Origin of the sequence: Paenibacillus sp. FSL R7-0302, assembly GCF_038006885.1 — a bacterium.
GTDB lineage: Bacteria > Bacillota > Bacilli > Paenibacillales > Paenibacillaceae > Paenibacillus_AQ.
The window spans coordinates 641,497-656,339 of sequence record NZ_JBBOWB010000001.1 but is presented as its reverse complement, the minus strand read 5'-3'; the positions used below and the strand labels follow the sequence as shown (position 1 = coordinate 656,339).

13 protein-coding genes are annotated in these 14,843 nt (G+C 55.1%); 2 read left to right on the top strand and 11 right to left on the bottom strand.

What is annotated here, in order from left to right:
• Positions 1-144: 144 nt before the first annotated feature.
• The 7 genes from MKY96_RS02910 to MKY96_RS02880 all read right to left on the bottom strand — a co-directional run bounded on the left by MKY96_RS02910 (position 145) and on the right by MKY96_RS02880 (position 7,646).
• A complete protein-coding gene (locus MKY96_RS02910; RefSeq protein ID WP_340938513.1) occupies positions 145-603 on the bottom strand; it encodes a cupin domain-containing protein in 459 nt (152 codons plus the stop codon).
• Positions 604-748: 145 nt separating this feature from the next.
• A complete protein-coding gene (locus MKY96_RS02905) occupies positions 749-1,684 on the bottom strand; it encodes an SPFH domain-containing protein (protein ID WP_083685599.1) in 936 nt (311 codons plus the stop codon).
• Complete coding sequence (locus MKY96_RS02900; protein ID WP_076083137.1) at positions 1,684-2,118, bottom strand: NfeD family protein; 435 nt, start codon at positions 2,116-2,118, stop codon at positions 1,684-1,686. The genes MKY96_RS02905 and MKY96_RS02900 overlap by 1 nt, the downstream gene beginning before the upstream one ends.
• Before the next feature lie 409 nt (positions 2,119-2,527).
• Complete coding sequence (locus tag MKY96_RS02895) at positions 2,528-4,450, bottom strand: glycosyl hydrolase family 18 protein (RefSeq protein ID WP_340938510.1); 1,923 nt, start codon at positions 4,448-4,450, stop codon at positions 2,528-2,530.
• A 481-nt stretch (positions 4,451-4,931) separates the two neighbouring features.
• The gene (locus MKY96_RS02890; protein WP_340938508.1) at positions 4,932-5,573 is read right to left on the bottom strand and encodes an XTP/dITP diphosphatase; all 642 of its coding nucleotides are present in this window, start codon (positions 5,571-5,573) and stop codon (positions 4,932-4,934) included.
• Position 5,574: 1 nt separating this feature from the next.
• The gene (rph, locus tag MKY96_RS02885) at positions 5,575-6,333 is read right to left on the bottom strand and encodes a ribonuclease PH (protein ID WP_340938506.1); all 759 of its coding nucleotides are present in this window, start codon (positions 6,331-6,333) and stop codon (positions 5,575-5,577) included.
• 191 nt (positions 6,334-6,524) lie between these two features.
• Entirely contained in the window at positions 6,525-7,646 is a 1,122-nt protein-coding gene (locus MKY96_RS02880; protein WP_340938505.1) for a GerMN domain-containing protein, read from the bottom strand.
• A 196-nt stretch (positions 7,647-7,842) separates the two neighbouring features.
• Here MKY96_RS02880 and MKY96_RS02875 point away from each other — a divergent pair, with 196 nt between their 5' ends.
• Positions 7,843-8,442, top strand: a complete 600-nt coding sequence (locus MKY96_RS02875; protein WP_340938504.1) for a phosphatidylglycerophosphatase A family protein — start codon at positions 7,843-7,845, stop codon at positions 8,440-8,442.
• 42 nt (positions 8,443-8,484) lie between these two features.
• Entirely contained in the window at positions 8,485-9,288 is an 804-nt protein-coding gene (locus MKY96_RS02870) for a hypothetical protein (protein WP_340938501.1), read from the top strand.
• Positions 9,289-9,334: 46 nt separating this feature from the next.
• On the opposite strand, the gene MKY96_RS02865 is transcribed toward MKY96_RS02870, so the two are convergent.
• The 4 genes from MKY96_RS02865 to MKY96_RS02850 all read right to left on the bottom strand — a co-directional run bounded on the left by MKY96_RS02865 (position 9,335) and on the right by MKY96_RS02850 (position 14,616).
• Positions 9,335-9,907 carry a TetR/AcrR family transcriptional regulator gene (locus MKY96_RS02865; protein ID WP_340938499.1) on the bottom strand — a complete coding sequence of 191 codons (573 nt, stop codon included), beginning with the start codon at positions 9,905-9,907 and terminating at the stop codon, positions 9,335-9,337.
• A gap of 908 nt (positions 9,908-10,815) precedes the next feature.
• A complete protein-coding gene (locus MKY96_RS02860) occupies positions 10,816-11,811 on the bottom strand; it encodes an MBL fold metallo-hydrolase (RefSeq protein WP_340938498.1) in 996 nt (331 codons plus the stop codon).
• A gap of 41 nt (positions 11,812-11,852) precedes the next feature.
• Positions 11,853-12,590 (bottom strand): class I SAM-dependent methyltransferase, encoded by a 738-nt coding sequence (locus MKY96_RS02855; RefSeq protein ID WP_340938497.1) that lies wholly within the window; start codon positions 12,588-12,590, stop codon positions 11,853-11,855.
• A gap of 319 nt (positions 12,591-12,909) precedes the next feature.
• A complete protein-coding gene (locus MKY96_RS02850; protein WP_340938495.1) occupies positions 12,910-14,616 on the bottom strand; it encodes a glycoside hydrolase family 13 protein in 1,707 nt (568 codons plus the stop codon).
• Between the last annotated feature and the right edge of the window lie 227 nt (positions 14,617-14,843).

Here is a 14,843-nt window from a genome sequence, read left to right as displayed (position 1 = left end):
ACCGTATTACCGCTCTCATAATCATCCAATTGCGAAATCCGTTCCCGTTATAGCGAATAGGTTGCCAAATCGTGAAGATTGTATGCCTCTTATGTACAAAAATGGAGCACAGCCCCTTCCCGGCCGTACTCCATTACAACCTGCTTATTTCTTGTCAATCAGCTTGAAATCGTCAAAGTGGAACTCCGGCGATACGATGCAGGAGACGAGTGCCGGTTCTTCACCCAGCGGGCGGGCGGCCTGCCATACGCCTGGAGGAATCACTACCTGCGGCTGCTGGCCCGCAGCGATATCCAGACCCAGGATAACCTCCGTTACGTTCTCCGGCTCTGCGCCATTGCCTCCCAGACTAAGCACGATCGGGCTGCCGGAATGATACAGCCAGATTTCGGAGGACAGCACAGTGTGCCAATCCGAACTCTCGTCAGCATGAAGCAGGAAATAAATCGATGAAGCTGAAGCACGCGGGCCCGAATAAGCCTCGCCCAGCGTGTCCCGGGGAATCTCAAACGGAGAATTCCAAAGTCTCTTGTACCATCCGCCTTCCACGTGGGGCTGCAGCCCCAGGGTTTCTACGAGCGGGGAAATTTCTTTTTGCGTCACGGTATCTTCTCCTTCAAGTTCTGCACAGCGGCAAAACAGTCTTCATAAGCAGAGGCTTAAGAGGTACAAGAGTACCTGCTAAGCCTCGGCCTGATTGTGCTATTAACTGTAACGGAAACTGCAGCGATTGTAAATTGTCTTCCTCTTATTTGCCTTCTTTGCTGGCCTTGAATACTTCGGCGATCGCTCCCAGGCTGCCCAGTGTCTCCACCGCACTAGTCGGCAGGAATATTTTGTTCGCAGGTCCCTTAGAGATGTCAGTCAAGGCTTCAAAGGATTGATAAGCCAGCACTCTTTCATCCAGTCCTGCGCTGGCAATCATGGCAATCCGGGCCTTCTCCGCCATCGCGACTGCTTCAATCGCCTTGGCCTGGCCGAGGGCTTCCAGCTCCTGCGCCTGACCGAGACCTTCCGCCTGACGGATGCGGGCTTCCTTATCCCCTTCCGCCTTCAGGATCTTACTCTGCTTATCCCCTTCAGCACGAAGGATCATATCCTGCTTGGCGGCTTCCGCTTCCAGGACAATCGCGCGCTTGCTGCGTTCTGCCTTCATCTGTTTGTCCATGGCTTCCTGAATATCGAGCGGCGGCTTGATGTCGATCACTTCGACACGCTCAATGCGCACGCCCCACTTCTCTGTCGCTTCATCCAGCGCGAGACGGATGTCGGAGGAGATTTTCTCACGGCCGGACAAGGTCTCATCCAGCTCCAGCTTACCGATAATCTGACGCATGGTGGCTGTGGAGATATTCCGTACCCCGTACACATAATCGGAGATTCCGTACGTTGCTTCTTCCGGACCAACCACCTGATAGAAGATAATCGTATCGATCTGCACCTGCACGTTATCCTTCGTGATTACCGTCTGCGGCGGTACATTCGCCTGTTGAATCCGCAGGTCATGATAGACCCGCACCTGATCAATTACCGGAATGAGAATATTCAGACCTGGTGTGAGCAGACGGTGGAATTTACCCAGACGCTCTACAACTCCAACTCTTTGCTGCGGGACAATCTTGATCGTCATTGCGATAAATACTACGACAACAACAATAATAATTCCGATAATTATCAATTCCATTAGTACATATCCCCCCATCGTTCTACTTCAATAATGGTAGTGCTTCTTCTTACTACAATTACCTGCTGACCCTTACCCAGTGCCACTGTTGAGGTTGCACTCCATGTATCGCCGCCAATCTTGACCTGCCCGTAACGGCCAGGCTCAATCGGTTCGGTCACCAGACCCTGTCTGCCGATAATCTCGGTACCCGTATCCTTGAAGCCCCGCGCATTGCGCAGCCGCTCAGACAAAGGCTTGGTGAAGAACGTCAGGACCAGGGCTAACAGCGAACCTGCTACGACCTGCAGCAGCCATGCATCCGGCAGCACAAGCGCAACCAGTCCGGCAGCCAAGGCTCCCAGGCTAAGCCATAACAAATAGAATGTAAACGTAAACATCTCTACAACAAACAAGACGCCAGCGGCAATTAACCACAATACCCACATACTCATTGGTGAACCCACCACCTTCCGCTATATACTACTATAACGAAATAATCGGCATCACGTTTCACAAATTTTTAGAGGCCGGGACAGCCGCCTGTCTGTTCATTATATTTCAGCCTGTGGAAGCTTATGAACCTGAAGCGGGATACAGGACGGCTAAATTGTATTTAAACATAAATATATCCAATCGAAGCGAAAATAACTCATGAACCGGAATTTCCGTACCCGGGAGCTCGCGGCAGATGAAGCAAGTGTCTGCTCACGCTTTCTATTAGCAAACAGAATCGTACGCAGCAGCACAACCTGTTCAGAAAAACACAAAAACGGTGCCAGCTTAAAGCCGGCACCGTTCCTTCTTCTATACTTAGGCATATTCATGCCTTATGGCTGGATTTCCGCGCTGCCCGCTCCGCCTTTAGTTCAGCTTCCAGAGCGCAGGAGTGACATTCGGTTCCCAGCCGGCAAGTGAGGTATGCGCCTGCAAGCAGGTGTAGGATTGGCCGCTGTACGTTACGGTACTGCCGACACTATAAGCGGTGCCCGCTTTCCAGGCAGTAGCGCCTGGGGTAGCCGAAGGGACTGGCGTCACTACAGGCGTAGACGTTGGCGCTACTGTCGGCGTAGCCGAAGGGCTTACTGTCGGGAGTGGCGTAGCTGTCGGCTGCGGAGTAGCGTTACCGCAGGTTCCGGTCACCCGCCATACCCCGGAGGTACCGCTGAGGTCCGGCCGTTCTCCTTGTGTCCACCACTGGGCTTGGTACAGCAGCCCGCCATAGGAGACTTGCTGGCCCTGTGTGTAGACAGCGGTGGAACTCCAGGCTGCCGTAGAGCATTGCCCCGGCGTAGCCGTTGGCGTCACGGTCGCGGTCGGCGTGGCCGATGGCTTCACCGTGGCCGTTGGCGTCACGGTTGCCGTTGGCGTAGCCGATGGCTTCACCGTGGCCGTCGGCGTCACGGTCGCGGTCGGCACCGGCGTAGCCGTTGGTGTCACCACTCCGCCACCCAGCTCTGCGCTGAGCTTGGTCTGCAGCGTCTTGTTGCGGTCTCCGCTGGTCTCCCAGAACATCGCACCGGCCAGGCCCTTGGATTTCAGGTAACTGGCTTTGTAGCCGATGGATTCAGCATCATCATAGCTGATGAAGGTCTGGTTGGACGAGTTGTAGAGATAAGGGACCTTGGAGGTGTTGTTCCAGTAGCGGGTGTAGCCGTTCTTATTGATGTAATTGGCCTCAAGGTCACTGAAATCGTAGTTGCCCTTCTCCCAGGTTCCGGTGGAAGAGATCCCGGCGGATACCTGATATTGCCCGTTCCCCGCAGCAGGAGCCCCGCCCCAGCCCCGGCCGTAGAACGGCATGCCGAGCACCAGCTTATTCGCCGGTACGCCTGCACTCAGATAGCTGGTCACTGCCTTATCGATATTATAGTTCGCCGGCTCGGTCAATCCTGACGAAGCGGCTGCCGGGTCATAATACAGCGGCGCATTGTGGCCGGTAGTAGGGTTCCAGCTGCCGTTGAAGTCATAGGTCATAATGTTGATCCAGTCCACCACGGAGGCGATTCCGCTGAGATTGTTGTTCTGAATGTACGTTGGTCCTGCACCGGAGGCAATGGTCAGGAGATACGTTTTGCCGTCGGCAGCTCCGGCGGCATTCAGCTTCTCCCGGATCTTCTGGAGCAGCAGGATGTAGTTCTGCTTATCCTCGGGGCGATAGCTGTTGCCCGCAAGTCCGCCGCTGACCGGGTATTCCCAGTCCAGATCGACGCCGTCCATCTTGTATTTGCGGATGAAATCCACGGAGGAGTTCGCGAACACCTCACGGGTTGCCGCCGTGGCTGCCACATCCGAGAAGCGGTTGGACCAGGTCCAGCCTCCGACAGAGATCATTGTCTTCAGGTTCGGATTCTTCTCCTTCAGCTTCCAGAGCTGCTTCAGATTCCCCTTGATCGGGTCATCCCATTTGTCATCGCCGAAGCTTTTCTGGGCATCGATCCAGGGATCGCCCAGCACTACTGTACCGTTGGGGACGCTGATCGCCTGTCCCTGCTCGTTCTGGCAGGACCAGGTGACCGGATTCGGCCCGGTCGGGTCGGGATTGCCGTGTATGCCGTTCCAGCAGATGTCGGCAAAGGCATAGTTGATGACATTCATTTTGCCGGGATCGATATCGGTGACATTATAAGCCCGCCCGTAGGCGGCCCATGAAGCATAGTAGCCGACAATCTTGTAGTTACCGGCTGCATGAACAGTTCTGCTATTTGCACCAAAAGCCGAAAAAAGAGTAAGGAAAAGGACTGCCGCCAAGCCAAGCACAAAGGATTTGCTTTTGATAAAGGCCATTTCGTGATTACCTCCCCGTTTCAATGCGTAACCTGTAAGCCTGCTTCATGGACATACATGCGCCTCTGCCATCAAGGATATTAAGTGACCGTTCTTCCCTTGCCGCGAATGAGAAAGCTCAACGTTCACCTCCCGGACCCGATTGACCTTGACCTTCACCCTGTGAAACTATTAAATTCCTTGCAGTGTGGCTGGTAGACTAGCAATATACAGCTCAAAAAAGCACAGTTCAGCAGCATACGGATCACTCGCTCCGCTGCGGTAGCATTGTTGTTTGGTACAGGGCAGGGTGGATGGATTGCGGCGATTGGCGGAAGGATGCAGGATCTGCGAAGGGGTGAAGTCAACTCTTATTCTCATACAAAGCCGGAGGATATGCTAGGGATAAATTTCCATAATCAGGGGGGATTATTATCTAAAAAAACAGAAGCAGCCCCAAGCATATTCTGCTTACGGGGCTGCTTCATAGGTACCAAATCTTCTATTGACCGCCGCTCTGCGCGGCAGCAAGCTTCTCGGTCAGACGCCGCAGCGCCGTCCCGCGGTGGCTGACCGCCTGCTTCTCCTCAAGCGTCAGCTCAGCCATCGTCTTCTCGTATTCCGGGAGATAGAACAGCGGGTCATAACCGAAACCGCCGGCACCCGCCGGCTCTGAGGTAATCCAGCCTTCAACCGTGCCCTCAGCCGTCCATTCCCGGCCTTCCGCCGGATCATAGAGCGACAGGGCACAGACGAACCGGGCGGGGCTCAGCAGCGGCTGTCCGGTATCCTCACCCTGCTTCAGCCGCTCCAGCTCGCTCATCAGCTTCAGATTATTCGCCTCATCATCCGCCGCCTCACCGGCATAACGGGCCGAGTACACGCCGGGGCTTCCGTCCAGCGCCTCTACGCAGAGACCGGAATCGTCTGCCAGCACCGGCAGTCCAAGAACGTCCCCTACAGCGCGGGATTTCTTGAAGGCATTCTCGGCAAAAGTGGCCCCGTCCTCGACCACATCCGGCAGATCCGGGTAGTCATACATGCTTTTGACCGTAAGTCCCAAGGGAGCAAAGGCATGCTGGAACTCCCGAACCTTGCCTTTGTTCTTCGTCGCGACAATCAGAATTCCGCTGCCGGACTTCATCCTACACCTCTTGACCGGTCTGGCCGGCAGGGATTTTGAGCGCGATGGCGCCAAGGACTTCTTTTTGCACAGCGATCAGCTCGTAGATCCCCTTCTCTCCGAGACCCAGCAGCTGGTCCAGCTCCTGGCGGGTGAACGGCCGCTCTTCGCCCGTGCCCTGAACCTCAACGAAAGCGCCGCTGCCTGTCATGACCACGTTCATATCCACCTTCGCCTTGGAATCCTCTTCATAATTCAGGTCGAGCAGCGTCTTGTCGCCAACGACACCCACACTGATAGCTGCCAGGTAGTCCGTAATCGGGAAGACCGTCAGCTTATTCTGGAGGGCAAGCTTGTTCATGGCGAAGGCCATCGCTACAAAAGCACCCGTGATCGAAGCCGTCCGCGTTCCCCCGTCCGCCTGAATCACATCACAGTCCAGCGTAATACTGCGTTCGCCGAGCGCCTGCAGATTCACCACCGAACGCAGGGCCCGTCCGATCAGACGCTGGATTTCCATGGTCCGCCCGGTCAGCTTGCCGCGTGCCGCTTCACGCTGGTTGCGGGTCTGGGTCGCACGGGGAAGCATCGAATATTCGGCGGTTACCCAGCCCTTGCCTTGTCCTTTCAGAAACGGCGGGACCTTCTCGTCCACGGTTGCCGTACAGATGACCTTGGTATCTCCCATCTCAATGATGACGGAGCCTTCTGCATATTTGTTGGTCTGGGTCGTTATCGTTATTGGCCGGAGCTGGTCTTCGTTGCGTCCGTTTGATCTCATCTTTTCTGCCTCCTACATCGTATAGCGCAAAGTTTGTGTATACATCCATCCGTATCTTATACGCAGAAACGGGTGCCGTCCCCTATGGAAGAGAACGGCACCGCTGCTCCTGACCCGTTATTCGGATGAATAATACTTTATTCTATCAAAGAGTAGGCACAAAAGCATCTTTTTAAGCCAGGGGATTCGCTCTAGAGCGGCAGCTCGTTCACATATTCCGGCGCGGAGACCGGCTGGCCGTAATCGACGTTATTGGTGCCCGTAACCGTATCCTTGCCGTTCAGGCGGATCTGTACCAGCGAATCATCTGTATTCTGGGCCACCGTCAGCACAACCGACTCCAGCATCTCCTCGGGAATGCTTGTGCTGCCTTTGAACATATCATCGGTCAGCGATACGGTGACTACCCCGTTCTGCCCTGCTTTTACAGAATCAACTACCGTTCCCTGCGTCATGACCATCTCCAGGCCGTTCTCGGACTGCGGTCCGGCAATCAGCTCGCTCAGAGCTGCCTTCACCGTATCCCCGCCAGCGGGTACAAAACGGGTAACCGGAACATAATACTGATGGCCGCTATCCGGTGAAGCTGCAGCGAAATAGACCGTAACCGCGCTGGAATTCATCATCAATGCGTTATGCTTCGGCAGGTTAATGCCCATTGTACGGGACAGCGGGCGATCCAGCGGTGTACCCTGCAGCGGCATTTCAGTCAGCTTTTTGCCATCGACCCAGAGCTGTACTCCCTTGATGTCATCCTGCCCGGTCAGTGTCCAGGTCAGCGCTTCAAGGATTTTGCGTTCATCTGATGGATCGTAGTCGTTAAATGCCGAGTTGAATTCAACAATTGCTACATGATCCTGACCGACCGACACCTGGTTCACCTTCGTTCCTGCGGGCAGTACGCCCTGGAAGCCCTTAGGCAGAGCAGAGGCGTAATCCCCCTTGCTGACCAGTGCCGTGAGGGAATTCTTCAGCATGACCGTATCCTCGCTTTTCGGAAAAGACAGAGCCACCGGAGCCAGCAGACCGTTCTGATCCTCCAGATACACAGTAGTCCGCTCCCCGGCTACAGCAGGCGCACCGGTATCCTTCACCCCGGCAGACAGATCAGTCTCATCCATGGAGGCTGGTCCGAATACACCGGTATCCAGCGTATCTTCCCCGCTCACTTGCAGCATTTGCGCTTCTACGGCGGCGGGAGGCGGATCCACAGCGGCGGATTCTGAACCGAACAGACTGCAGCCGGAGAGCACAAGCGGAACGGCCAGCAGGCAAGCCGCAGACGCCCCGCGGAGGTGTTTCACTGGTTTCATCAATCTTCATTACCCCTTTCTAGCGTTAAGATCAGTTTGTACTGCTATGTATACGAGCCCTGTGTCCAAAAAATAACAACAGCTTATCCTAAATTACAGAAGTTCTATTCCGGACGTTTCTGGACATCGGTCTGCCGCTTGCGTACAATTTAGTACATACCCACATCACACCCGACTCACGAATGGAGGACTTCCTATGACTGATGCCAAAATTCCTTACAGCCTCAACAGCAAAGCCGTTGCCGAAGCGACCCGGCACTGGCTGCACAAGCGCGGGGTAACCCTGGAGGAGATTGCCGAGCTTGTCATGCTGCTGCAAAAGAAATACTATCCGGGCCTGACTATGGAGGAATGTATTCATAACGTTGAGATGGTTCTCAGCAAGCGTGAGGTGCAAAATGCGGTTCTGACCGGCATCCAGCTCGATGTGCTGGCGGAGGAGGGCAAGCTGTTCTCGCCGCTGCAGGATATGATTGAGAACGATGAAGGATTGTACGGGGTAGACGAGATTCTCGCCTTCTCGATTGTTAATGTATATGGCAGTATCGGGTTCACCAACTATGGTTACGTGGACAAGCTCAAGCCCGGCGTACTGGAGAGACTGAATGACAAAACCACCGGCCAGATCCATACCTATCTGGATGATATCGTAGGTGCTGTAGCCGCAGCGGCCAGCAGCCGGATTGCCCACCGCAAGCAGGCGGAACGCGAGCAGGAGCTGGGCCTGCCCCATGCCCCGGAGGACGCGGAAGAGGCTGCACGGCGCAGCCGGCTGGAGGAGACGTTGCCAGAATAAGACGAGAGCTGCTATTTATAAAAGGAAAGGTGCGAAATATGCATGACCTATTCGTTCGTAGTGGAGCCGCTGGCCGTCCAGGATTTCGAGAGTGAGGATGAGCGGATTGAGCGGTGTAAGGAATGGAATCTTCTGCCCGGTTCAGCCACCCGGGTCAAGACTTATCTGTACAAACGGCAGGGCCTGACCCTGCCTTGTGAAATTATAGGGTTCGTGGATAATCAGACGGTGGTGGTCCAGTTCGAGAATAAGCAGCAGCATTGTATCCACCCGGCGTACCTCAAAGAAATGCAGACCGCCAGCTTCGGCCAGCGCGCGCAAGCAGCGGCGGATGCACGGTCCGAGGACCCGGCAGAAGCTGCAGGAGAGGCCGCAGCTGAGGAGCTGCTGGAGAACCACCCGGTTGAGGAGGGTGCGGGGAGTGCTGGTGCTGTGGAGCGTTCAGAGAGCGGGAGTGCTGCTGAAGGCGTGACTGCTGCGGAGACAGCAGCTCTTGAAGAGAAGCCGCGCAAGCCAGCCGCCTCCAAAAAGAAGCCCGCCCTGCAGCTGCCGGAAGACAAGCTCAAGGTTACAGCGGTTGTCAAGGAATTCACGACCGTTCCCAACCACTTTTCGGATAACGATGATGAAGTGATTATCTATGACAATGTAGCGATAGAAGGGCATGAGCTGGCCATTGACGAAGTCTGGTCAAGCCATAGTGCCACGCTGAAAAAGCTGGAGCTGAAGGAGGGCGACCCTGTTTCTTTTGAAGCGAAGATTGTGGCTAAGAAGCTCTCCCAGCACCCGGTCAAATACAAAATCAACAACCCGTCCAAGATGAAGGTGATCCAGCCGGATTCCTAGGAATGGGATAACCGCAGGCCACTGGACGACACCGGCAGCTCATTGTCTAGGGCAGAGCGTCCAGCGGCTGCGGTCCCATCTGATTGCGTTCGAGGAGGATACTGATATCCTCCATCAGCCTTTTGGCCGAAATCGGTAGCGAGTGTGTAATCCACCATTCCATTACGCCCACAGCAGCCGAAGCCATAAAATGCAGCAGCATCTCCTTGTTCATCCCCCGGTTTACCCCATCCATATCGATCTGCTCCGCCAGTCCCTCCATCAGCATTGCATGCAGACGGCTTCTGAAGGCAGGAATCCCGCTGTTATTAATTAGTGTAATGAAGACGGCAGCATGCTGCTCCACATATTCAGCCGTACGCAGCAGAGGACCGGAAGAGGTGAAATCCAGATTCTCCTGGACGCCCATACAGCGGTCGCGCAGCTCCGTCATTTCCTTCTCCACACACTGATCCAGCAGATCATATTTGTCCACAAAATGCAGATAGATAGTCCCTCTGCTGACATTAGCCCGCTCCGCAATCTCATGTACCGTAATCTGCTCAAAGCTCTTCTCTTCCATCAGACTAAGAAACGCCTTAAAAATAGCATCCCGCGTCTTCCCAATACGCCTGTCCACCGCCATCCCTCTTACATCTCCTTCCCCTGAGCTCTTAGTTGGGTTCATTATATTTAACAGTTGTCAAAAAATCAACAGATGTGCAGAATTCAGGGGCACTTGTGCTTCATTCACGCTCCCCGCCCGTTTTCGGCGAATTCAGGGGCACTTGTGCTCTTCATTCAGACTGCTCAATGGGATTTATCCCTCTCATATCCGCACCTCAACCACTTTCAGCTGAATTAATAGGATTTATCCCTTTCATTTCGGATCATTCGCCACTTTCAGCCAAATTAATGGGATTTATCCCTCTCATTTCGGACCATCCGCCACTTCTAGCCGAATCAATGGGATTTATCCCTTTGATTATCACACATCACCCGCCTGCAGCCGGGCTGGAGGTAGTGTTGATTACAGGCTGCAAGTTTCACCAACGATTTTGCCATTTTTTTCAGGCATTCCAGTAGTCGAGGTTTCCAGAATAGTGTGAGGGTAGCAACAGGCTAATGAGCGGTTTTCGGTCAGCGGGTTGTGTGCAGTGGGGCATTACAGCGAGTTATGGGCTACGTGTTTTGAGCTGTGTGGGCGTGTTATGGGAGCTACCTGTCGTGAGCTGTGTGGGCGTGTTATGGGGAGCTACCTGTCGTGAGCTGTGTGGGCGTGTTATGGACTACGTGTCGTGAGCTGTGTGGGCGTGTTATGGGGACTACGTGTCGTGAGCTGTGAGGGCGTGTTATGGGGACTACGTGTCGTGAGCTGTGAGGGCGTGTTATGGGCTACGTGTCGTGAGTTGCATGTTATGTTATGAGTCACGTGTGATGAGCTATGTATGATGAGCTGCTACATGTCATGAGCTGCGGGTTGGCGGCAGCAAATTACAGTATCTTGTAATCTGCTGCCAGCAGTCGGCACCGTTTCCTCGCGCCGGCCTACTCCACAGCCGTGAAAAGCAGGTCGCCGCCTGGCCCGGCCTCCGTCTCGGCCGCCCGCCCCCGGCGCACCAGCTCGGCCAGATGGGCCAGCGCCTCGCTCATGGCGAACCGCATCTGGTGCGCTGTCGCGACCCGGCTGCGGAACAACCCCTCGCAGACCGCGAACCCGCTCTGCGGTCCGCCTGTGAGCAGCGCGGCTGTAGCATCCAGCCGCTCCTCATGATGCCGGAGCAGGCTGTCCGCCCGCGCCGTGAACCCCGGGAACGGTTCCCGGTGGCCCGGGAACGCCAGCGTTACCCGCAGGCTGCGCAGCTCCCGCAGCCCCTCCAGGAACGTCAGCAGCGGCTGCGGATCGCTGCCTGGCTGCAGGCCGACATTGGGCGAGATCTGCGGCAGCACAGCATCGCCGCAGAGGATCTGCCCGCTGCCGCCGTGGTAGAACGACACATGCCCCGGCGCATGCCCGCCTGTGATAATGGGCTGCCATTTCCGGCTGCCCATCACAAACGGCTCCGCGGCATGGATATAGGTGACCTCCGGCTGCGGGGTCACCTCGGGCAGGAAGCTATCCAGATGCTCCCGGATACCCAGAAGCCACTCCTCCGGCATGCCATGCCGCCGGAAAAAGAGCGGCAGCGCCTCATTCAGAATCGCCTCGTCCCCCCAGGCCAGAGCAGCCTCGGCATGCGCCCGCTCACTCATCCACACCCGCGCTCCGCTGCGGGACTGCATCCAGCCTGCCAGCCCGTAATGGTCGGGATGATGATGGGTCACCACGATATCCCGCACCTGCGTCCAGGTAAGGCTCAGCGCCTCGAGTACCCCCTGCCAGGCAAGCTCGGCAGCCGGTGTATGCGGGCCCGGATCAATAACCGTAACCCTGCCGTCCTTGTCCGGCAGAAGATAGCTGTTAACCTGGCGCAGCGGCAGCCCCATTGGTACAGATACTTGAAGAACTCCTTCGTCCCAAGCTTGAATGATCTCCTTGTTCAACCTTCCTTCGCCTCCTCTAAGCCCTCTCCCTGATGCCATCTCTAAGGTCTACCTCCCATGAAGATCATGCGGGCTGAGGCTTCAGCGTCATATTCCTCTTCGTCGTAGCCGCCGTGAACGGTATCCAGCCGCAGCCCGGCAGCGTCAAGCATTCTGCGGAAATCCTCCAGCGTGTAGAGCTTCACCCGTTCCTGGCACTTGCGGGCCGGAGCGCTCCCAGCCTTCGAGGTCAGCAGGATCTCCTTTTTCACATACCCTTCCTCGATCCGGCGGGTCTCATCAATCGTGATATCTCCATCCTCCCGGACCGAATGGGGCACCAGATGGCGGATGACGTAAGCCGGGTTCAGAAAATCAATGAGGAACCGGCCACCCGGCTTCAGCATCCGGCAGATCTCCTTAAGCACCTTAATCTGCTCCTCATCCTCTTCAAAATACCCAAAAGAAGTGAACAAATTGACCACAGCATCGAAGCCGCCCGTAAGCGGAAGCTCACGCATATCCGAGCGCAGCCAGGTTACCTGCTCGGCACCCGCCTGCGCACGCGCCTCACGCAGCAGCACCTCCGACAGATCCACGCCCGTTACTTCATAGCCAGCCTGCGACAGAGCCAGCGAATGGCGGCCCATGCCGCAGCAGAGGTCCAGTACCTTCGCGCCCCGGGGCAGGCCAAGCCACTGGATCAGGCTCTCCACCTCATGACGCGCACCGCTGAAATCCCTGTGTTTGTATACAATCAGATAGTCCTCGCCAAAACATTTCTCATACCACTCACTCATCTCTCTCCTGGCTCCCTCCATACCCCGCTTCACCGCACGGGCTTATCCCTGTCTCTAATAACGCCTATTGTACCGCCTTTTACTATAGAAGCCCAGCGAAGTCACAGACCTGCAACACATAATATTTTATTTATAATTAGAGGAACCGGATCACAGTGTGGACAAAAAACATAATAATTCGCAATACCTCGCGGCGCATATGTATTCAGTCTTCCGCATAACAAACAGCAGTCCCGGCGTTCCCGCCAGGCCTGCTGCACATCTATAGGTTCGGTTCTGCATTCGTTCGGTTCTATGCTCAATTATCGCTTGGATTCGCTTAAGCAGGACCATTATCTATCCGCTGCAGATACACGCGCGCTTCATAAGGGCGGAGCTTCAACTGCTGGAGATCCTCCTCCTGAGCAGGCTCATAATTGGAGATCAGCAGCTCCAGCTTCGCGGCCGGCTGAAATTCCTCCGGCAGCTCGAATACCGGCTCATGCCCGAAGAAATTCAGGATCACGAGCAGGCGCTCGTCCTCCAGCGTCCGGGTATAGGCATAGATTTCGGGATGCTCCTTCAGCAGCAGTCCGTATTCACCATAGACGATGACCTGATGTTTTTTACGGAGCTGAATCAGCTTCTTATAATAGTTGAAAATAGAGTCCGGGTCCTTGACGCTGCTGGCAGCATTGATCTCCCGGGAGTTCGAGTTAACCCTGATCCAGGGCGTACCTGTGGTGAACCCGCCTTCCTCGCCATCATCCCATTGCATCGGAGTCCGGGCGTTGTCACGGCTCTTGGTATGAATTGCCGCCATGATGTCGGCTTCGGGAACACCGGCGTTGCGCTTTTCCTCATAATAGTTCAAGGTCTCCACATCCCGGTAATCATCGATCGACTCGAAGGCTACATTGGTCATGCCGATCTCCTCACCCTGATAAATGTACGGCGTGCCTTCAAGCATATGAATGAAGGTGGCGAGCATCTTGGCCGACGGTACCCGGTAGTACAGGTCATCCCCGAACCGCGATACCGAGCGCGGCTGATCATGGTTACACAGATAGTTGGCGTTCCAGCCCCGGTTATGCAGCACGGTCTGCCAATCGCTGATGATGGTCTTCAGGTCCGTCAGCTTCCAGGGCACGACATCCCACTTCCCGCTGCCCGGCGAAGCGGCATCCAGATTCATATGCTCGAACTGAAAGGTCATATTCAGCTCGCGGCGTCCGTCACCGACATAATCCAGCGCCTGCTCCGGCCCGAGGCCCGAGGTCTCCCCTACCGTCATGATGTCGTAGTAATAGAGCACCTGATCGTGCAGATTCTGCAGCAGGGTATGCACATGATTCAGGTTCGAGAACATGTCATAGGCGCGGACAGTGGGGGTGCCGCCGGGATTCAGGGCATCCGGGTAGCCTTCCGCCTTCACGATATGGGCAATTGCATCGAAGCGGAAGCCATCTACACCCTTCTTCAGCCACCACTGCACCATCTCATGCAGCTTGTCGATCACAGCAGGATTCTCCCAGTTAAGATCGGGCTGGAACCGGGAATACAGATGCAGGTAATATTCATCCGTACGGGGATCAAGCTCCCAGACCGAACCGCTGAAGTAGGATTCCCAGTTGTTCGGCGGACCGCCGTTTTTACCTTTTCGCCATATATAATAGTCACGCTTGGGATTATCCTTCGAACTTCTGGATTCCACGAACCACGGATGCTCATGCGAGGTATGATTCAGCACCAGGTCCATCATCAGCTTCATTCCGCGGGAGTGCATCTCGCGCAGCAGCAGGTCAAAATCATCCATCGTGCCGAATTCCTTCATAATGTCGCAATAATCGCTGATATCATAGCCATTGTCATGATTCGGGGATTTATAAATCGGACAGACCCAGATCACATCCACGCCGAGATCCTGCAAATAATCAAGCTTCGATAATATTCCGCGCAAATCTCCAATTCCATCACCGTTAGCATCCATGAAGCTGATCGGATAGATCTGGTAGACAACACTCTCTTTCCACCATTTAGGGTTCAATTCAGACGCCTCCGCTTCTCTCGATTCCTGTTGCATAAGACACATTAATATATTTTAACCAGAACAACCGCCTTCAACCAACCTTCGAATTCACATGCCTGATCGACCTTTGCGGCAAAAAGAAAGGCCGGATACCTGATCGGGTACCCCGCCTTCTGCCGGCACGTATCCGGCCCAATAAGTGAAAATATTCTGGTCGAAAGCCGAGCGATGACGCTACATACGGT